General features: G+C 66.8%; 18 protein-coding genes and 1 pseudogene. 11 read left to right on the forward strand and 8 right to left on the reverse strand.

The annotated features are described in order from the left end of the window. The coding region (locus VGV58_RS25140) for an autotransporter-associated beta strand repeat-containing protein (RefSeq protein ID WP_326876799.1) at nt 1-1,554 on the reverse strand (1,554 nt) is incomplete at its 3' end. A 218-nt stretch (nt 1,555-1,772) separates the two neighbouring features. Beyond that, on the reverse strand, nt 1,773-4,040 hold the full coding sequence (locus VGV58_RS25145; RefSeq protein ID WP_326876800.1) for a TonB-dependent hemoglobin/transferrin/lactoferrin family receptor: 2,268 nt from the start codon (nt 4,038-4,040) through the stop codon (nt 1,773-1,775). A gap of 360 nt (nt 4,041-4,400) precedes the next feature. Here VGV58_RS25145 and VGV58_RS25150 point away from each other — a divergent pair, with 360 nt between their 5' ends. The 3 genes from VGV58_RS25150 (at nt 4,401) to VGV58_RS25160 (ending at nt 7,267) form a co-directional block, all read left to right on the forward strand. Then, nucleotides 4,401-5,717: a flavin monoamine oxidase family protein gene (locus VGV58_RS25150; protein WP_326876801.1), complete on the forward strand. Its 1,317-nt coding sequence runs from the start codon at nt 4,401-4,403 to the stop codon at nt 5,715-5,717. A gap of 95 nt (nt 5,718-5,812) precedes the next feature. After that, nucleotides 5,813-6,823: a hypothetical protein gene (locus VGV58_RS25155; protein ID WP_326876802.1), complete on the forward strand. Its 1,011-nt coding sequence runs from the start codon at nt 5,813-5,815 to the stop codon at nt 6,821-6,823. Between the two features lie 9 nt (nt 6,824-6,832). Continuing rightward, nucleotides 6,833-7,267 (forward strand): DUF805 domain-containing protein, encoded by a 435-nt coding sequence (locus VGV58_RS25160; RefSeq protein ID WP_326876803.1) that lies wholly within the window; start codon nt 6,833-6,835, stop codon nt 7,265-7,267. Nucleotides 7,268-7,376: 109 nt separating this feature from the next. On the opposite strand, the gene VGV58_RS25165 is transcribed toward VGV58_RS25160, so the two are convergent. Next, a complete protein-coding gene (locus VGV58_RS25165) occupies nt 7,377-8,303 on the reverse strand; it encodes a bifunctional helix-turn-helix transcriptional regulator/GNAT family N-acetyltransferase (RefSeq protein WP_326876804.1) in 927 nt (308 codons plus the stop codon). Nucleotides 8,304-8,451: 148 nt separating this feature from the next. Between VGV58_RS25165 and murI the strand changes: the two genes are divergently transcribed. The 3 genes from murI to rpsD all read left to right on the forward strand — a co-directional run bounded on the left by murI (nt 8,452) and on the right by rpsD (nt 10,407). After that, the gene (gene murI / locus VGV58_RS25170) at nt 8,452-9,315 is read left to right on the forward strand and encodes a glutamate racemase (RefSeq protein ID WP_326876848.1); all 864 of its coding nucleotides are present in this window, start codon (nt 8,452-8,454) and stop codon (nt 9,313-9,315) included. A gap of 67 nt (nt 9,316-9,382) precedes the next feature. Then, nucleotides 9,383-9,604, forward strand: a complete 222-nt coding sequence (locus VGV58_RS25175) for a hypothetical protein (RefSeq protein WP_326876805.1) — start codon at nt 9,383-9,385, stop codon at nt 9,602-9,604. Between the two features lie 185 nt (nt 9,605-9,789). Beyond that, nucleotides 9,790-10,407 (forward strand): 30S ribosomal protein S4, encoded by a 618-nt coding sequence (gene rpsD, locus VGV58_RS25180; RefSeq protein ID WP_091841016.1) that lies wholly within the window; start codon nt 9,790-9,792, stop codon nt 10,405-10,407. 289 nt (nt 10,408-10,696) lie between these two features. Here rpsD and VGV58_RS25185 read toward each other — a convergent pair. Beyond that, nucleotides 10,697-10,978: pseudogene (locus VGV58_RS25185) on the reverse strand (recombinase family protein); the annotation flags it as partial. A gap of 62 nt (nt 10,979-11,040) precedes the next feature. Between VGV58_RS25185 and VGV58_RS25190 the strand changes: the two are divergent. Further along, a complete protein-coding gene (locus VGV58_RS25190) occupies nt 11,041-11,361 on the forward strand; it encodes a YciI family protein (RefSeq protein WP_293808959.1) in 321 nt (106 codons plus the stop codon). A 483-nt stretch (nt 11,362-11,844) separates the two neighbouring features. Here VGV58_RS25190 and VGV58_RS25195 read toward each other — a convergent pair whose 3' ends face one another. After that, complete coding sequence (locus tag VGV58_RS25195; RefSeq protein ID WP_326876806.1) at nt 11,845-12,759, reverse strand: heparin lyase I family protein; 915 nt, start codon at nt 12,757-12,759, stop codon at nt 11,845-11,847. A gap of 217 nt (nt 12,760-12,976) precedes the next feature. Here VGV58_RS25195 and VGV58_RS25200 point away from each other — a divergent pair, with 217 nt between their 5' ends. Together VGV58_RS25200 and VGV58_RS25205 are read left to right on the forward strand one after the other, a co-directional pair. Further along, nucleotides 12,977-13,372, forward strand: coding sequence for a hypothetical protein (locus VGV58_RS25200; RefSeq protein ID WP_326876807.1), 396 nt, complete (start codon nt 12,977-12,979; stop codon nt 13,370-13,372). A 68-nt stretch (nt 13,373-13,440) separates the two neighbouring features. Continuing rightward, entirely contained in the window at nt 13,441-13,947 is a 507-nt protein-coding gene (locus VGV58_RS25205; protein ID WP_326876808.1) for a DUF3060 domain-containing protein, read from the forward strand. A 31-nt stretch (nt 13,948-13,978) separates the two neighbouring features. Here VGV58_RS25205 and VGV58_RS25210 read toward each other — a convergent pair whose 3' ends face one another. Together VGV58_RS25210 and VGV58_RS25215 are read right to left on the reverse strand one after the other, a co-directional pair. Then, nucleotides 13,979-14,293 (reverse strand): hypothetical protein, encoded by a 315-nt coding sequence (locus tag VGV58_RS25210; protein ID WP_326876809.1) that lies wholly within the window; start codon nt 14,291-14,293, stop codon nt 13,979-13,981. A gap of 120 nt (nt 14,294-14,413) precedes the next feature. Beyond that, nucleotides 14,414-15,130 (reverse strand): MgtC/SapB family protein, encoded by a 717-nt coding sequence (locus VGV58_RS25215; protein ID WP_326876810.1) that lies wholly within the window; start codon nt 15,128-15,130, stop codon nt 14,414-14,416. Nucleotides 15,131-15,414: 284 nt separating this feature from the next. On the opposite strand from VGV58_RS25215, the gene VGV58_RS25220 reads away from it, so the two are divergent. Continuing rightward, entirely contained in the window at nt 15,415-15,660 is a 246-nt protein-coding gene (locus VGV58_RS25220; protein ID WP_326876811.1) for a hypothetical protein, read from the forward strand. 207 nt (nt 15,661-15,867) lie between these two features. On the opposite strand, the gene VGV58_RS25225 is transcribed toward VGV58_RS25220, so the two are convergent. Beyond that, nucleotides 15,868-16,536: a Spy/CpxP family protein refolding chaperone gene (locus VGV58_RS25225; protein ID WP_326876812.1), complete on the reverse strand. Its 669-nt coding sequence runs from the start codon at nt 16,534-16,536 to the stop codon at nt 15,868-15,870. A 239-nt stretch (nt 16,537-16,775) separates the two neighbouring features. Between VGV58_RS25225 and VGV58_RS25230 the strand changes: the two genes are divergently transcribed. Beyond that, entirely contained in the window at nt 16,776-17,774 is a 999-nt protein-coding gene (locus VGV58_RS25230) for a P1 family peptidase (RefSeq protein ID WP_326876813.1), read from the forward strand. Nucleotides 17,775-17,784: the final 10 nt, after the last annotated feature.

Raw genomic sequence — 17,784 nt, forward strand, 5'->3', positions numbered from 1 at the left:
GGCGTCGCTGCTGTTGCGCAGGCTGAGGAAGGCCGACAGCGTCAGGTCGCCGCCATAGCTGCCGGTCAGCCCGGTCGAGGTCAGGATGGTGTAGCGCTGGCCGGCGACGAAGGTCCCGCCGGTATAGTTGATCACCGAGACGCTCGCGCCATTGGCGAGCGTTGCCGTGCCCTTGACGTCGATCCGGTCGGAGGTTCCGGTCGTGGGGTCGACCTCGACCTCGTAGACCGAACCGGCATTCTGGACATAGGCGCCGTTGACGGTGAGCGTGCCGATCGAGTTGCCGGGCGTGATCCGGCTGCCCGAAGCCAGCGTCACCGCTCCGACCGTGCCCGAGCCGCCGAGCCGCGCGCCCGACCCGACCGTCACCGCCGAGCCGGCGAGCGAGCCGTTCACGACCAGCGCGCCTTCGCTGACCGTCGTCGCGCCCGAGAAATCGCCGCTGCCGGCGATCGTCCAGGTGCTCGCCCCCGTCTTCTCCAGGCGGTCGAAGTTCTGGTACTGCGAGGCGCTGCCAATGCCGCCATCCAGCGTCCAGTTGTCGGAGCCGCTGAGGCGAAGAACGTCGTTGGTGCCCGTCGCATTGGCTACGACATTGCCTTCGATCACCGAGCCGGCCTGCAGCTCGAGCGTGAGCTTGCCCGTCGTCGGCGTGACACCGGTTTGCCACCCGATCGCATTCTGGCCGGCGCCGGCCTTGATCTTACCGCTGTTGACGATATCGAGCGAGATTGTCGCGCTGTTGGTCCAGATCGCCGCGGCGTTCGTTCCCTCGATTACCCCGGAATTGACGATCGGATTGTTGCCGATCCGAACCAGGACCCCCACGCCACCAATCGACGTTCCGGTACCATTGCCGGAGCCGGAGCCGCCCCTAATGGTGCCAGTGTTGATCAAGGATGAAGCCGCCGCGGAGCTGGGGCCGCCCATATCCACCCCTACGCCGCCGCCGGTAATGCCATTGCCGCCCTGTATCGTGCCGGAGTTGACGACCGTCGTTACTGCCCTGACCTGCAAGCCGCTTCCTCCGGCCGTCACGCCATTGCCACCGCTGATCGTACCGTTGTTGGTGAATTCGACGCCGCCACCGGCAAGACTGACACCCAGCCCGCCAACCGCACCTGTCGACGCGCCGCCGGTTATGAACCCGTTGTTCGTAATGATGCTGGGGCGGCCGGTTACCGCCTGGATGAACGCAGTTCCACCAGGGCCTGCCTGAGTTGCACCTTGGAAGGTGCCCTGCAGCGTCAGATGGCTCGTGCCCGTATTGGTAATCGCGATGAGCCCTGTGATCGTGAAACCGTTGGTGTCGATCGTGAGGTTCTTGTTCAGCGACGACAGATTCGCTGCGATCGTAATGTCCTGGGTCAGGATGATCGTCGAATTCGCGTCCGCGCTGGCGGCCAAGAATGCGGACGACAGCTGGCCGAAGGTGCTGACATAGTACGTCTCGGCAAGCGTCGGAGACGCTGCGCCGCAGCCGAGCACCAGGGCTCCAACGCTGGTCGTGCGAAAGAACGTCCCCGCTGCGAAACCCTTCAAGCCGGCGCGCATCCGTCCCCCTCCATAGGCAGCGCCGCTTCGGACGATTCGAGCGGCGTACAACCATGACTAGAATCGGCCCGCTAAGGGAATGTTAAGACCTGAGGCGAAAACCGCATCGGAGACCTGCGTCCGGCGCAGGAACGGCAGGACCGTGAGCCGGCTTCCCGGCGGCAACAAAAAAGCCGGCCCCGAGGGGCCGGCTGAAGTGGTCTCGAAAATCGTCGCGCTCAGAACTGGTACTTGAGCGTCGCCTTCACGGTGCGACCCGGCTCGCTGTAGTAGTCGCGCGGCTGCGGACGGGAGAGCGGCACGTTGGCGGCGTCCCAGTACTTGCGGTCGAAGATGTTGTAGACGCCGATCTGCAATTCGAGGTCGGCGATCTCCGGCATCGGGCGCCACCAGGCCGAGGCGTTGAAGAGCGTGTAGCCCGGTGCCTTGAAGCCGGTGCCGGCCTGGACCGTCGAGACGTCATCGCGCTTGCCGGCCATCTTGGCTGAGATCTCGGCGCCCCAGCGATCCGTGCCGTAGGCGACGGCGACGATGCCCTGCATCGGCGGGATCGAGTTCAGGAAGATGTCGTCGGTCTTGTTGCGGCCGCGGGTATAGGCGAACGAGCCGCGCACCAGCCAGTTCGGCGCGAAACCGTATTGCCCGTTGATCTCGACGCCCTGGATCTCGGCGCGCGGGATGTTGCGCAGGCCGACGATGCCGCCCTGCGGGTAGAGGCCGCCCACGCCCGCAGCCTGCTGCTGGTACTGCTCGATATAGTTGCGGTAGTTGGTGTGGAAATAGGTGATCGAGCCGCCGAGCTGCTTGTCGCCGAAGCGGACACCGACATCGATACCATTGCCCTCCTCCGGACGCAGGAGCGGATTGCCGGCGCGCAGATAGGTGCTCGGCCCGCCGAAGCGGCCATAGAGCTCGTCAGCCGTCGGCGCGCGGAAGCTCTTGGCCCATTGCGCGAACACGGTGACGTCCTTCACCCACGGCGCGTTCTTCAGGATGTCGTATTCCAGCCTGATGCGCGGCGACCAGGCCGAGTCGCTCGAGGACGGCGGCAGGCCGACCGGGCGCGAACCGCTGGACGAATAGGCCGGCGTCGCCTGCGGCTTCTCCTCATACCAGTCGAAGCGCACGCCGGGCGTGACGCGCAGGCGGTTTTCGAGCAGGCCGATCTCGTCCTGGACATAGATGCCGACGAGCCGCCCATCGATATCGGGCTGGTCCGACTGGTTGGTGAACAGGTTGTTGCAGGTGGCGAGCGCACCGGTGAACGAACCGGAGGCCGGCCGCGTCGGGCAGTTGTCGAGGCCAGACGAATACTGCTTCAGCGACGACATGCGCAGCTCGGTGCCGAGCAGGATGCGATGCGAGAGCCCGCCAGTCTGCAGGTTCTTGATCACATGGCCGTTGAAGCCGTAGGCGGTCTGCTCGTTCTCGTTGTCGCGGCCATAGGGCCCGATGATGCTGGTGTAGCGATAGGCGCTGACCAGGTCGTTGCGCTTCAGCCGCTGCCAGTAGAGATTCGCATGCGCCTCGTCGATAAGGAGGCCACCGGGCTGCTTGTAGTCATAGGTCAGCGAGACACGGTTGCGCTCGACATCCTCGCCGGTCTGATAGGCGCCCGGGCGGAAATTACCCGTCAGCGACACGGTGCTGGTCCGGGTCTGGACCCGGTCGGCGCGCTTGAAGAACTCGCCGGTGATACCGAAGCGGTGGGCTTCGCCGACCTGCTGGTAGATCTTGCCGAGGAAGCTGTACTGGTTGAAGTCGGCCGGGTTCGGCGCCGTGCGGGTTGCGCCGATCGACTTGTTGCTGCCCTTGCTGTCGATCTCGCTGCCGTTGCGGAAGCCGCCCTGGAGCAGCACCGAGGTGTTGCCCATGCGCGCCGCCGCCGCCGCACTGCCGAACCAGGCCCGATCGGTGCTGTCATAGCCGGTCTTGGCGAGCGCTCCGTAAGAACGCCCATTGCGGATGATGTCCTCGGGATCGAGCGTGCGCACTGCGAGCGCGCCGCCCAGTGCGCCGCCGCCGAGCGTGGCGCCGCCGCTGCCGCCGCGCAGCAGGTCGAGCGAGGACAGCGAGTCGAAGTCGAAGGCGTTCGTGCCGGCGCGGTTGATGCGGGTGTCGATCAGGAAGGGCTGGCGGATGCCGTCGATCGTCGTCAGCACGCGCGCACCGTCGAGGCCGCGAATGTTGAGCGAGCCGTTCTGACGGTTGAAGGTGATGCCCGCCTCGACCCGGTTCGACAGGTCCGTCAGGCTCTGCACCTGCTGGCGGTCGAGCTGGGCGCGGGTGGTGGTCGTCGTCGTCGGCCCCTGCAGCAGCGGCGCGGCCTCGCGCTCACCCTGCACATTGATCTGGTCGAGCTGCACCTGCTCAGTGGCCGCGGGCGGAGCAGGATTGCGTTGCTGCTGCGCCAGCGCCGGCGCCGCCGCCAGCATCAAGGCTCCAAGCGCCACGCCTCGGCGCAGCCCGCTGCAATTCGTCCCCATCGCCCGTATATCCTGTCGCTGAGAAGCAGATCGACTTGCCAAACTCTCTTGCCAAGTCGAATTGCTTTTTATAATTCCTGAAAACTAGGCCCTGCGCCTTACTTTCACCATCAGCGGTTATTAAAGCTCAATTTAACTGTCAATAGACTCGCGGTTGCGTGATACATTACTTACTTATTGGAATTCTAAACTAAATTTATCATTCGTCTAAACTGAAAGGACGGATGACGGCAGAGGCTGACATGCGACCGGCCTCGCAAAGCTGTGATGGCCCTGCTCCTGCCACACGCGTGCTCGTGTATTGCAGCGCGAAAAGCGGCTGGCATCATCAGCCGGCCTAAGGACACAGGGCCGTTCTTCATGCTCGACCGCCGGACATTGCTGACAGGCGCTGGCGCGCTGGCGATGAGCGCCGCCAGCGGACACTCGCCCGCCCGCGCCGCCGAGCCGGACGCGGTGGTGATCGGCGCCGGCGCGGCCGGCATCGCCGCAGCGAGGCAGCTCCAGGCGGCCGGGCGCTCCGTGATCGTGCTCGAGGCCCGCGATCGCCTCGGCGGCCGAACCTTCACCGATTCCTCGCTCGGCCCGTCCTATGACGCCGGCGCGATGTTCATCCACTGGGCCGAGCGTAATCCCTGGACCGAGATCGCCCGCGAGCTCGGCGTGCAGACCCCGAACGAGAGCCGGGGTGGCGGCTTCCAGCTCTTCCAGAGCGGCAAGCCCATGCCCGCCGGCGACCGCGCCCGCCGCCGCGGCGCATTCGGCGAGATCGATCGGCGGCTCGACAATGCCGATCTGGACGATCGCGACCTCTCGGTCGCGCAGGTGCTGAGCGATCTCGGTCCCGATCTCGCGCCGGTCGCGGCCTCCGGCATGCTGCTCTCGATCGGCGAGGAATCGGCGCGCATCTCGGCCCGCGACTATCAGCGGCTCTGGGCGGGCGAGGACTATGTCGTGCCGAGCGGCTACGGCAATCTCGTCGCCCGCTATGCTGAAGGACTCGACATCCGCCTCGGCCAACCGGTCACCGCCATCGACTGGAGCGGCTCGCGCGTCGCCATCACCACGGCCTCGGGAACGCTCCGGGCTCGCGCCTGCATCGTCACCGTGCCGGTCGGCGTGCTGAAATCGGGCGCTATCCGCTTCACGCCCCAGCTTCCCGCCCGCACTCGTGACGCTCTCGCCGGCATCGGCATGGGCGCGCTCACCAAGATCGCCCTCAAGGTCGCAGGCGATCGTTTCGGCATCGCGCCGGGCACGACCTATTTCGAGGCCGGCTCGGCGGAGCGGCTGATCAGCTTCGATCTCTTCCCCGACGATCGCGACCTCGTCATCGGCTATTGCGGCGGCGATTTCGCCCGCGACCTCTCGACCGCGGGCGCCGGCGCGGCGCGCGAGCAGATCATCGACCTGCTCGCCGCGATGGTCGGGACCGAGTTCCGCAAGGCGGCCGGCCCGGTCTCCTTTCCGGCCTGGTGGACCGACCCGTTCTCGCACGGTTCCTATTCCGTCTGCCGGCCGGGCCATGCCGGTGCGCGCGACATCCTGGCCGAGCCGATCGGCGGCAAGCTCTGGCTCGCCGGCGAGGCAACCGCCGGCGGCGGCGCCATGACGGCCGGCGGTGCCGCGCTCGCCGGCCGTTCCGCTGCCGCGGCGGCAGCGCGCCTCAAGGTCTGATATTCCGGAGACCGCGTCTGGCGCACACAAGGCTTGCCCAACCCGGCAGGTCTTTGTCACCATGGCCGCGCTGGGGATCGATACGGAGCCTGATGATGCGCCTGTCGCTCGTTCTCGCCGGTGCCCTGCTGGCCTCGCCTGCGCTCGCTGCCGGGCCTTACGCGAAATTCTCGGTCGGCAACTGGGCCGGCGGCGCCTTCACCAACAACCAGACCGGCGACTTCTCGCACTGCGCGGTCTCGGCGAGCTACAAGAGCGGCGTCACCATGCACGCCTCGCTCAACAGCAATTACGGCTGGAATCTGGGCTTCTCCAACCGGGCCTGGGGGTTGAAGCCCGGCGCCGAGGTGCCGATGGAGATGGCCTTCGACCGCAACGACATCGTCCGCATCAACGCCAAGGCTGTGCAGCCGCAGCTCGTCGTCGTGACCATGCCGGCGAACTCCAACATCGTCCGCGCTTTTCGCGGCGCCGAGTTCCTCGAAGCCAACATGCTCGGCGCGCGCTACACCTTCCGCCTGACCGCGACCGCCGAGATCATGCCGGCGCTGCTCGACTGCGTGAAGGCGAACGCCAATCTGAAGGTCGCGCCCGGCACGTCGGCGCCCGCGCAGGGCGGCGGCACCACGACCGCCGCGGCGACCGACCCGGCGATCCAGCTCGAGGCGGTGACGCTCGCGACCAATTTCCTGCTCAAGGCGCAACTGCCCGAGCCGAAGGTGCTGAGCGGCCCGGAGGCGCCGTCCGGCATCGGCGGCAACGGCGCCGGCTGGCAGGCCAAGGGCGCGACCGGGCTCGTGCGCGTCCTGGCCAATCCGAACCAGAAGGATGTCGATGTCGCCGCGGCGGTCTCCGCCGCCGATGCGCGCGGCTGCCAGGGCAGGTTCGCTTCGGGCCGCACCACCGACACCGTCGAAGGGGCGAGCGTGCTGCGCGGCTTCTCCTCCTGCGAGAATGGCGGCGATGCCCGCTATTCCGAGTTCTACGTGCTGCCGCGCAAGCAGGGCGGCTTCGTGATGTTCTCGGTGGTGACGACGGGAGACGGCTCGCTGCACCAGCAGCGCCGAACCGATTTCCAGCGGGCCGCACTGACCTCGGTGCAGTGACGGCAGGCGATGATGGCTTTCCTCGCCAGCTTCTGGCGCTTCGACGGGCGCCTCGCGCGGCTTGGCTACGTGCTGCGCTGCGTCGTGGTCATCGCCTTCTCCCTGGCTCTGCTGATCCTGGCCATGGAGATATTCGGCCTGACGCCGGCGGAGACATCCGGCCCGCTCTTCTTCGTCGAGCCGATCCCCAACCTCGTTTTCACACTGCTGTTCTACTGGGCGGTCATCGCACTCTCGGCACAACGCGTGCGGGACATGGGTTTCCCGGTCCTGCCGATCATCACGGCACTGATCACGCTCGAATTGCTCGAGAACTTCGTACTGCCTCGCCTGATCGAGTCGCGCCTTCCTGAGCCACTCGAGATGATGACGCCAGTCGGCGGCATTCTCTCGATCGCGGCATATCTCTGGCTGCTGGTCTGGCCGAGCGCTAGAGCCGGATGATTTCAGATGGAATCGCAAAGCGATGCCATCTGAAATCTGAATCCGTCTCTCATCAGAGTCAGAGCAGGATCAAAGCGAAAAACCGGATCCCACTTTTTCGCATCCTGCTCTAGAGATCCCGCTCCCAGTTCTGCCCGACCAGATCCTTGCCGAAGGAGTGGTGCTTCTCCTCCGCCACCAGCCTGAAGCCCTCGGCGATGTAGATCGCGCGGGCCGCATGCAGGATGTCGTTGGTCCATAGCACCATGCGGCGATAACCGGCTGCGCGAGCAAAGGCGATCGCCTCCCGCACCAGGCGCTTGCCGAGGCCTAGCCCCTGCGCCCGCGTCTCGACCAGGACGAGCCGCAGCTTGGCAACTTCGTCACTCTCCTGCACGACGAAGGCCGATCCGATCGGCTCGCCATCGAGGTCGGCGATGAAGCAGCGCTCCCGGCCCGGCTTGAACTCGCGCAGGAATTTCGCGGCGATCTCGGCAACCAGCGCCTCGAAACTGATGTCCCAGCCATAGACCTCGGAATAGAGCCTAGCATGCGCCGAGATCACCCAGCCGATATCGCCGGGACGATGCGCCCGGATCGTCACGGCCGGCTGCGGGCTGGCGGCGCCCGACAGCAGCGTCTGCGCCCGCTCCAGCGCCGAGACGAGGCTCGCCTGTTCATCCCTGCCCAGGCGCGACAGAATCATGTCGGCTTGCCGGCGCGAGGCGTCGTCGAGCGGCGCGAAAGCCTCTTGCCCAGTTGCGGTCAGCTTCAGCTCATAGGCACGGCCGTCACCGTCCGCCCTCGCCCGCTCCAGCCAGCCCAGCTCGGTGAAACGCTTCAGCAGGCGCGAGAGATAGGCCGGGTCTAGTCCGAGCTCACGCGCCAGCTCCCCGGCCCGCCAGCCATCGCGCTGCGCCAGTTCGTAGAGGACACGCCCTTCCGTCAGCCCGAAGCCCGAGCCGTGCAGGTCTCCGCCCAGCGCCCCGATGAAGCGGGTGTGGAAACGGCCGAAACGGCGGATCGCCGCGATGGCTGGCGTGTCGGTGGCGGACATGGCTGACCTCCTCATCCTGCGGTGAGAAATGTCATTTAATGGACAGAGTTAACTAAATTATCGAACGACCCGAAGCGAAGCGTTCACTGCTCCTTAACCCGCCCGGCGCCCAATCGAAGGCTTGGCGGACGCAGTGGGTATGAGTGCGATGCGGGTCGATCTTCTGGCCGGAGCCGGCTATGCCGCGCCGGTGCTCTGCTTGCGAATCCCGACCATCCTCGTCTTCGATTCCGGTCTCGGCGGCCTCACCGTACTGCGCGAGGTCATGCGCCAGCGCCCGGATGCCGACATCATCTACGCCGCCGACGACGCTGCCTTCCCTTATGGCCGCCTTGACGAGCCGGCGCTGGTCGATCGTGTGCTTGCGGTTATGGAGCGCCTGGTCGATCGCTTCCATCCCGATCTCGTCGTCATCGCCTGCAACACTGCCTCGACTTTGGTGCTGCCGGCGCTGCGGGCCCGCTTCGCCATCCCCTTCGTCGGCACCGTCCCGGCAGTGAAGCCGGCGGCCGAGCGCACGCGCAGCGGCCTGGTCTCGGTGCTGGCGACGCCCGGCACCGTCGCCCGCGACTACACGCATGATCTGATCGAGCGCTATGCCGCCGGCTGCGAGGTCACGCTGGTCGGCGCAACCCGCCTCGCTGGTGTGGCGGAAGCGGCGCTGAAGGGCGAGCCCATCGACGATGCCGTGATCGCCGCCGAGATCGCGCCCTGCTTCGTCGCTCGCGACGGCAGGCGCACCGATGTGGTGACGCTGTCCTGCACGCACTACCCGCTGCTGCTGCCGCGCCTGCAGCGCCTGGCTCCCTGGCCGGTCGAGTGGATCGACCCCGCCCCGGCGATCGCGCGGCGAACGGCGCAATTGCTCGGACCGGCACAGTCGCGGCCGGACCATGCCTCGACCGTCGCCGTCTTCACTGACGGCGCACGCCTCTCCGGCCCGGCCCATATCGCGCTCGCCGGCTTCGGCCTGGCGCGGATCGAGAGCGAGCCGCTGCCGCTCGCACTCTGACCACAATTTGGAACTGTTCTGATCTGGAGGCGTTATCGACGCCACCATCTCCATGAGGGAGGACAAGATGAGAAAGCTGATCTGCGCCATCGCCCTGGCCTGCGGCGCGCTGCTGCTCGGCCCTGGGCTGACGGGCGAGGCCCAGGCCAAGCCGAAAGGCTGGCACGGGCACAAGGGCCATCATTACGGCCATAGCTACGGCCCGCGTCGCCATCATGGCTGGAATCGCGGTCGGCATCTCGGCTGGTACAAGCACCCGCATCATCGCCGCGCCTACTGGCGCTACTGATGCCGGCTCATTGACATATCGTGCCGTTTCCCCCATAGGCACCTCCGTCGCGCGGCTCCTCACGGGGCCGCGTGGCTTTTTCCGCACCCGTGATCCGCTTCTCTTCGGAGGCCGGATCTGTCGCCCCGGAGACGGGGAGAAGGAGGGCGCGGTCCTCAACTCGCGAACCATAGAGGACACGCGACATGTCGAAGCGCCATGAGGCGAAGTACAAGATTGACCGCCGTCTCGGTCAGAACATCTGGGGCCGCCCGAAGTCCCCGGTCAACCGCCGCGAATACGGCCCCGGCCAGCACGGCCAGCGCCGCAAGGGCAAGCCGTCCGACTTCGGCACCCAGCTGCGCGCCAAGCAGAAGCTGAAGGGCTATTACGGCTCGATCTCCGAGAAGCAGTTCCGCCGCTACTACGCCGAGGCGATCCGCCTGAAGGGCGATTCGGGCGAGAACCTGGTCGGCCTGCTCGAGCGTCGTCTCGACGCGGTGATCTACCGCGCCAAGTTCGTCCCGACCGTCTTCGCCGCCCGCCAGTTCATCAACCACGGCCACATCACCGTGAACGGCAAGCGCGTCAACATCGCCTCGTACCAGGTCAAGCCGGGCGACGTGATCGCGATCAAGGAGAGCTCGCGCCAGCTCGCCATCGTCATCGAGTCGGCCGCCCTCGCCGAGCGCGACGTGCCTGACTACATCGACGCCGACCACACCAAGTCGACCGCCACCTACACCCGCACCCCGACCCTGTCGGACGTGCCCTATGCGGTGCAGATGGAGCCGAACCTGGTCATCGAGTTCTACTCGCGCTGACCTGAAATCTCAGCCGGAGCGCGCCAGCCTCTGGCAAGTTTCATGGAAAGGGCGGTCCGCGAGGGCCGCCCTTTTTGCTGGGCACATGCTTGCCCACCTGGCCGTTGAAGCTTTGCTCCAGCCCGCCAATTCGTTCTTCACCCACTTGAGTAGCGCCACCTGCTGCCCGCCCCTAAGCGCGAGTTCAGGGCTCTCTCGGCTCAGCCCATTTCCAAGTTGATTAGCCCTGTTGTGGAGAACGAGGCGCGGGGGACCTCAAGGCGTTCGCAAGGCTTTACGACACCGGGCCGCCCTTGTAACGCCCCTCCGCTTTCGCCTTGGCCTGCCCCTGAGCCTGCCTGCGGCGGCGGTCCTCGTAGTCCTTGCGGGCGATGGCGGCGAGCATGTCCAGCATCATCGCGTTGATGGCGTCGAACATCCGCAGCGTGAACTCATCGGCCTTCGGGTCCGCCATGGCCCAGCTTGTGGGTAGGTCCAGCACCACGACACGGACCCGCCGGGAGGCCAGCTCTGCCTTGAGCTTGGACCAGTCCTCAGCATTCAGACGGGACAGGCGGTCCGCTGACACGATCCTGTCGGAGATTGCGTTTCCCATGGTAGTTTAAGCGACCGCCAACACGAGGGGCCAATGCCATGCTTTTCGCTGTTCTCCTTCGCGACAACCCCGAGCGCCTGCATCTTCGGCAAGCTCATGTTGACGAGCATCTCGACTATGTGGCTGCTCAGGGCACCAAGGTTCTCGCGGGTGGCGCTCTACGTCCCAAGCCCGAGGATGCACCTCAGGGCGCGCTTTGGCTCGTGAACGCCGAGAACAAGGAAGCCGCTCAGGCCATCATCGAAGGCGATCCGTTCTTCAAGTTGGGTCTGCGGCAATCGGTGGACATCTATCACTGGTCAAAGGGTGTCTGGTCAGAGCCGTTTGCGCAGTGCATGAGTGCTCTCGAAGGCACCTGACGGGCGCATTAGGAGCGCACTCTGCGAGGCCATGCAGTCGTTGCAGGTCTTGGTGGGCATACCAAAGTGACCGGCGGCAAGCGGTGAGCGCATTGCGGGAGGAGGCTAGAACGGCCGGCAGTGTGGGCAGCTAGGGACGTACGGCGGCGTCCGTCACAGGCCCGCACGGTGCCCCTCACCACAGCAAAGAGGCATTTAGGAGCGGAGGGCGGCTACCCTCCCCTCCGGCTCGTTGATCGTGCCGCCCCGGAGGCTCTCAACGGTTCCCGAGCGGGCGAAATGCGGAAGCGGTAGGGGCATGGGGGAACCTGCCGTCGCGCTATCCGTGGGAACCATCTCAGATTTTTGAGCCAAATATCGGGAACCTATGCTGCGTTAAGCGGAGACAAAATCGAGTTCTACTCGCGCTGATTACGGCTGCCGGGGTGGTTTCCACCCCGCTTCTGGACTGTTTCAGGAGAGGGCTTCCCGCCCTCTCCTTTTTTATTGCCCGGCGGCTCCGGCGACACCGTTCCAGGCTGGATGGCCGGCCGGGTCCTGCGACCAGAAGGCGATGTCGTCGAACAGGATCGTCTGGCTGACGCCCGGCAGTGCGTCGCGATAGATGCCGAAGCGCGGCTGCGTGTCGATGAAGGGCTTGCCGTCCTTCACCGTGCCATAGCGCGGATAGCCGAGCACGCCGCGGAATTCGGGGCAGGCGCGCCCGTCGAGCCAGAGCCTGAGGCGGCTCTCGCCGGCCTGCTGGCTCGGCCGGATCATGACGTTGACGCGGTGCCAGCGATCCGGCTCGACCGGCCAGTCGCCGCAGAATTGTGCCTGCCCGAGACTGTCGCCGCAGCTGTCGGTCCCCGCCGTCTTGGCCCGGAACACCGGCTTGCCATTGTCGGAATCGACCTCGATCTTGAACAGCGGGTTGGCGGCGTCGCAGATCTCCTCGCCACCCCGCCCCTTCTCGTAGCGCAGGTCGATGTTCTGCTTGATCTGCTGGATCACCGTGCGGTTGCGCCGCGGCGCCCACGGGCTCTCGACCCGGAAGCGGAAGCTGTACCAGCTCGTCGCATCGAAACGGATCAGCTCTCCGGTCATCTGAACCTCCGACCGCTCGGTCGGCGTCGAGCCGGGATTGGGGTCGTAGGCATCGCCGGGCTTCACCGTGATCGCGAGCGCCGGCTTCTCCTGCCCGGCCCGTTCGCCATCGACGCAGCGGATGCGATCCGCCCGCACCGCCTTGTCGAGCTGGCCTGAGATCTTCCAGTCCTTGGGGTTGAGACAACCGGCGGAGAAATTTGTCTGGAAGACGGGTGCCGGCGTTTCGGCAAGGCCGGGACCGCCGATGAACGATATCCCGCAAAAGAACGCCGCAGCTACGCAGCTGCGGCCTGTCGCGCCCCTCGTCATCGATCCCTCGCCTGCCATTGCCCACCGCGAGCTTACCGGCATGGCGACGAGGAGCAATCGCCCGTTGCGTCGACATCGGAGCAATGCGGAACCTCGCGGCACGGCCCCTTCACGGCATCCACCGCCTCGCCGGCAGCCCCACATCAGGCGAGCGAAACTGCGCCTCGCAAACCCAATGGCTCGGGAGATTCAGGCCACGGGGCAGATACGAGGAACGATGCCGGATCCGATCATTCGCGGGCGCCGTCGATGGCTCTGGCTTCTCGTCCTTGGCGTGCCGCTTCTCGCTGCGCTCGCCCTCTTCCGCTGGTTCGAGACCATGCCGGTCGGAACCGGCGAGACCCGCCGCTCGCCCGATGGCCGCTACGAGGCCTCGGTGATGGACTACTCCGCCCGAGACTTCTTCACGGGCGCACCGCGACGCTGGTTCGCATTTCGCGTGAACGGGCCGGACACAAGCTACGAGCTGACCAGCACGCCACTACCAGGGCCCTATTTCGGCTCGCGCTCCTCAACCTCGGTGATCCGCTGGGAGCCCGACTCATCGGCGGTCCGCTTCGTCTTTTCGAGCTCGGAGCTGCAATTCAAGGTCGGTGCCCACAAGGACAGGTGAGGCGCTCCGCATCGGCGCCATAGTCACCCGCAAGGATGCGTCTCCCGAGACAACCCGGAGCGACCATCTTGCGCCTGCCCCATCTGCTGCTCGCCACCCTCATCCTCGCACCTTCGCTCGCGGGCGCCGAGGAGATCAGCATCGCCGGCGTCGGCCAGTCGCGCGATTTCACCTGCAACGGCGAGGATGTCGCGATCACCGGCCAGGGTCATACGGTCGAACTCAAGGGCAGCTGCGGCGCCATCGGCATCCACGGCAGCGGCCACAAGGTCAGCTTCGAGGATGCGACCTCGCTCGCCGTCAGCGGCGCGCAGAACAGGGCAAGCGGCGGCTCGACCGGCAACCTGACGGTCGAGACGGCCGAGAACACGGTCTCGACCAAGATCCATGGCGGCGAGACTCCGGCCGAGATCGACGTTTCCGGCGCCGATCATGTGATCGAGCTGGAGCTGACCGGACCGGCGAAGATCGAGGTCGGCGGCGCCAAGAACAGCCTGAGCTGGACGGCCGCCGCCGATGTCCGGGAGCCGAGTATCTCGACCTCGGGCATCGAGAACCGCATCGTCAAACGCTGAGAGCGGCCCTCGATCGCATCACGGCTTTACGTCAGTTGCAGACGCGAACCGGACGGTAGCCGACGAAATCGCCCCAATCGTCATAGACCGCCTGGCGCTCGCGCCAGCAGCGCCGGCGCACGACGACCGGCTCGTCATCGACATAGACCGGAGCCGGCGCGGCATAGGCCCGGCTGCCTGCGCCTGCAGCGAGGGCGCCGCCGAGGATCGCGCCGGCGGCGAGCCCGCCGAAGATCGCGGCCTTGCGGCCATCGCGCGCTTCGGCCGCCGTTGGGGCCGCGACCAGAGTGGTGGCTGCCATGCAGCCGGCGATCAAGAGACCGCAGATCGATTTTACGTCACGCATGCAAGCGTCTCCGTCCTAGGAAGGTGGGCCCCGCTTCACCCAAGAATAGGTCACGAATACGGCATCGGCCTTTACAAAGCCTTCACCAACCCCTTGCCTGCCCCAGCACAGCCATGACGCTCAGTCGCTCGTGCTACTCTCCCAGGTCGCATGGGTGACGCCCGGCAGACGCTCGATCCGCTCGACGACGGCATCGAGTTCCTTGCGCTCGACCGCGGTGCTGATCAGCGTCGCGACGATCTCGATCGCCTCCTCGCCGCGCTCCATGGTCTTGACGTCGCCGACCGGATAGTTCGCCTGCTCCAGCAGTTCGACCATCTTTTCGCGCACAGAGGGCAGCGCCTCCGGATCGGTGGTGACGACGACCTCATAGGTCGCCTCCGAGGCCTTCTCGTTGAGCGGGATGCGGTTGATTGCATTGACCAGCGGCCGCAGCAGGGTGTTGCCGGCGATGACGAAGACCGTGACCAGCGCCCCCTCCGCGACCATGTCGGCGCCGGTGCAGGCGCCGACCGCGGCCGCGCACCAGAGCGTCGCGGCGGTATTGAGGCCGCGGACGTTCATCCCCTCCTTCATGATCACGCCAGCGCCCAGGAAACCGATGCCGGAGACGACATAGGAGATGACCCGGACGGCCTCGCCTGAGCCGGCGATGCGCATGGCAAGATCGACGAAGGCCGCCGCACCGACCGCGACCAGCACGGTGGTGCGCAGGCCCGCCGTGCGCTGCCTGTATTGCCGCTCGGCTCCGATCAGCGCGCCGAGCACGAAGGCGGCCAGCAGGCTGACGACCGAGTCGAGGAAGGGATAGAGCTCGAAGGTCTGGATGAAGCGCATGCGCCTGCCCTTGCGATGACGGCGGCGCGCTTCCGACCGCCGCGACCTCGCCGCCTATAGCGGGCGGGATGTGACGGTTCAATGAAGGGAAGCCGAGTTGGCCGAGGGGCGCGATCCGCTGCGGCCGCGGGCATTGATTCAGCCTCTCAGCCGGGCGCGGCAACACCCTGGGCCAGCTCGCAAAATCGGCGCGCTTGATCAGCGCCCCATGTACCCTGCCTGCGTCATGACGCTGCGTCGCGACTCAGGCTAACATCCTTGTCCCGCCACAGGGGTCATCCCGCATGAAGACGCTCATCCTTGCTGCTCTCGCCGCCGGCCTGTCGAGCGCCGCCTTCGCCCAGAGCCCGAGCTGCAGTGCCCAGGCCACGGAGAAGAAGCTCGCCGGCGCGGCCAAGACCAGCTTCGTCACCAAATGCGAGAAGGACGCTGGCGCGGCCTGCGACAAGCAGGCGGCCGACAAGAAGCTGGCGGGTGCCGCCAAGAGCAGCTTCACCACGAAATGCGTCAAGGATGCCGTCGGCACCTGACGAGCTCGAATACTCACCCCGAGCCCTCATCCTGAGGAGCGCTCCGCAGGCGCGCGTCTCGAAGGATGCTCCAGGAGGCTCCGGAACCAGCTGAAGCATCCTTCGAGACGGCCGCTGACGCGGCCTCCTCAGGATGAGGGCTTGAGAGGACAAGCGAAAAAGGGCGGCCCTGCCGGACCGCCCTTCTCTGTTTCGGAAGCTCGGCAATCAGCCGCGATCGTCATCGTCATGGCCGCGGTCACGCCAGCGGCGCGGGCCGCGGTCGTCGTCGCCGTAGCGATCACGACCACGGTCGCGGCCGTACCATTCCTGCCAGCCCCCGCGCATCTCGCGCATGTGCTCGCGACCTTCCGACATCGTCTGGCGGACGGCCCGGCGCGCCACGGTCTTCTGCTCGTCGCTGAAGGTCGACCAGAGCGGACGAACCGCGTCCGCCATCTCCTTGCTGCGGGTCGCGCGCTCGGCCTGGCGGGTCGCCCTCATGTCGAGCCGCTCCATGATGTCGGCATCACGGAAATGCTCGCGCTGCTCGCGCATCTTGGCGAAGTTCTCGCGGCGCTGCTCGGCATTGCGCTTGATCAGCGCTTCCAGTTTCTCGAAGGCCGGCACCTGTTCGGGCTTGAGCTTGAGGTCGGTGCGCAGCTGGGCCAGGCGTTCGTTCATCCGGGCGGTCGCCTGCTCGGCGCGACGCTGACGCCATTCCTCGCGCCGATCGGCACGGTCGCCGCGATCCGCACGATCGCCGCGCGTCTCGCTCTGCTGCTGCCCTGGCGGATTGCTGCCCGGTGCGGGTGGGATCGGCTGCGGCTGCGCGATCGCCAGGGTCGCAGCGACAGCCGCGGCGCTGGAAGCGACGATGAGGGCGATGCGTTTCATGCGAGGTCTCCGATTGTGGGCTTTACAACAACAGGTCGCTTTGCGGGTCTCGAAGCCGGGTCGCGATCTCGCCACGATGCCTCGGAGGGCCTGACCCGGCCATGGCGCACGCATGACAAGATCGTAATGTCGGCATGACGCGCCGGCGAGCGGTAAGTTCCATGGGTCGCCGCGCTACGCCGAATCGGCGCAGCATGCCGGCAGTGACCAACGCGCCAAGTTCGCAACGAGCCTCAGCCATGCGCAATCTCATCACCGATGTTCGTGGCATTCTCGTGGGCAATGCCGAGGATGCCGCTGCCGCAACCGGCGTCACCGTCGCCCTGTTCGAACGGCCGAGCATCGCCTCCGTCGCCGTGCTCGGTGGCGCGCCGGGCACACGCGACACCGCCTTGCTCGAACCGGGAATGACGGTCGAGCATGTCGACGGCATCGTCCTCTCCGGCGGCTCGATCTGGGGCCTGTCCGCAGCCGACGGCGCCCTGAGCTGGCTGGCGCGGGAAGGACGCGGCTTCCCGATCGGCGGCTATCGCGTACCGATCGTGCCGCAGGCGATCCTGTTCGACCTCGCCAATGGCGGCGACAAGCCCTTCGCCCGCGGCGAGGGCGAGGCGCCCTATCGCGCGCTTGCCGAGAAAGCGAGCGCAGCCGCCGCGGCCGAGTTCGCGCTCGGCAGCGTCGGCGCCGGCCATGGCGCGACCACCGCCAATCTCAAGGGCGGACTCGGCTCGGCCAGCGCGCGGGCCGCGACCGGCCAGACCGTCGGCGCGCTGGTCGCGGTCAACGCCGTCGGCTCGGCGACGATCGGCGACGGCCAGCATTTCTGGGCCGCCCCTTACGAGCAGAGCGGCGAATTCGGCGGCCGCGGCTGGCCGGCGGCGATCGCACCCGAGGACCTGACCTTGCGCTTCAAGGGCGGCCCGGGCGCCAACACCACCATCGCGCTGGTGGCGACCGACGCGGTGCTGACCAAGGCGCAGGCCAAGCGCCTGGCGCTTTGCGCTCATGATGGACTGGCGCGGGCGCTGCGGCCCGTCCACGCCCCGCTCGACGGCGATGTCGTCTTCGCCGCAGCGACTGGCCACAGCGGCGCTCCCTCCGACGCCTATGCCCTGACCGAACTCTGTGCCACCGCCGCCGACGTGCTGGCGCGCGCCGTGGCGCGGGCGGTATACTCAGCCAGCGCCCTGCCCTTTGCGGGCGCCAAGCCGGCCTGGCGCGACAGGTTCGGCGCATAGGCGGGCGCGC

The sequence above is a fragment of the Allobosea sp. genome, from assembly GCF_035944895.1.
In the GTDB taxonomy this organism is placed as follows: Bacteria; Pseudomonadota; Alphaproteobacteria; order Rhizobiales; family Beijerinckiaceae; genus Allobosea.

Excerpts from the sequence above, each read along its gene's own strand:
- VGV58_RS25165 (WP_326876804.1), bottom strand. The coding sequence starts at position 8,303 with ATGTCCGCCACCGACACGCCAGCCATCGCGGCGATCCGCCGTTTCGGC.
- VGV58_RS25155 (WP_326876802.1), top strand. The coding sequence starts at position 5,813 with ATGCGCCTGTCGCTCGTTCTCGCCGGTGCCCTGCTGGCCTCGCCTGCG.
- murI (WP_326876848.1), top strand. The coding sequence starts at position 8,452 with ATGCGGGTCGATCTTCTGGCCGGAGCCGGCTATGCCGCGCCGGTGCTC.
- VGV58_RS25190 (WP_293808959.1), top strand. The coding sequence starts at position 11,041 with ATGCTTTTCGCTGTTCTCCTTCGCGACAACCCCGAGCGCCTGCATCTT.
- VGV58_RS25160 (WP_326876803.1), top strand. The coding sequence starts at position 6,833 with ATGATGGCTTTCCTCGCCAGCTTCTGGCGCTTCGACGGGCGCCTCGCG.
- VGV58_RS25215 (WP_326876810.1), bottom strand. The coding sequence starts at position 15,130 with ATGCGCTTCATCCAGACCTTCGAGCTCTATCCCTTCCTCGACTCGGTC.
- VGV58_RS25195 (WP_326876806.1), bottom strand. The coding sequence starts at position 12,759 with ATGACGAGGGGCGCGACAGGCCGCAGCTGCGTAGCTGCGGCGTTCTTT.
- VGV58_RS25220 (WP_326876811.1), top strand. The coding sequence starts at position 15,415 with ATGAAGACGCTCATCCTTGCTGCTCTCGCCGCCGGCCTGTCGAGCGCC.
- VGV58_RS25175 (WP_326876805.1), top strand. The coding sequence starts at position 9,383 with ATGAGAAAGCTGATCTGCGCCATCGCCCTGGCCTGCGGCGCGCTGCTG.
- rpsD (WP_091841016.1), top strand. The coding sequence starts at position 9,790 with ATGTCGAAGCGCCATGAGGCGAAGTACAAGATTGACCGCCGTCTCGGT.
- VGV58_RS25225 (WP_326876812.1), bottom strand. The coding sequence starts at position 16,536 with ATGAAACGCATCGCCCTCATCGTCGCTTCCAGCGCCGCGGCTGTCGCT.
- VGV58_RS25145 (WP_326876800.1), bottom strand. The coding sequence starts at position 4,040 with ATGGGGACGAATTGCAGCGGGCTGCGCCGAGGCGTGGCGCTTGGAGCC.
- VGV58_RS25150 (WP_326876801.1), top strand. The coding sequence starts at position 4,401 with ATGCTCGACCGCCGGACATTGCTGACAGGCGCTGGCGCGCTGGCGATG.
- VGV58_RS25230 (WP_326876813.1), top strand. The coding sequence starts at position 16,776 with ATGCGCAATCTCATCACCGATGTTCGTGGCATTCTCGTGGGCAATGCC.
- VGV58_RS25210 (WP_326876809.1), bottom strand. The coding sequence starts at position 14,293 with ATGCGTGACGTAAAATCGATCTGCGGTCTCTTGATCGCCGGCTGCATG.
- VGV58_RS25200 (WP_326876807.1), top strand. The coding sequence starts at position 12,977 with ATGCCGGATCCGATCATTCGCGGGCGCCGTCGATGGCTCTGGCTTCTC.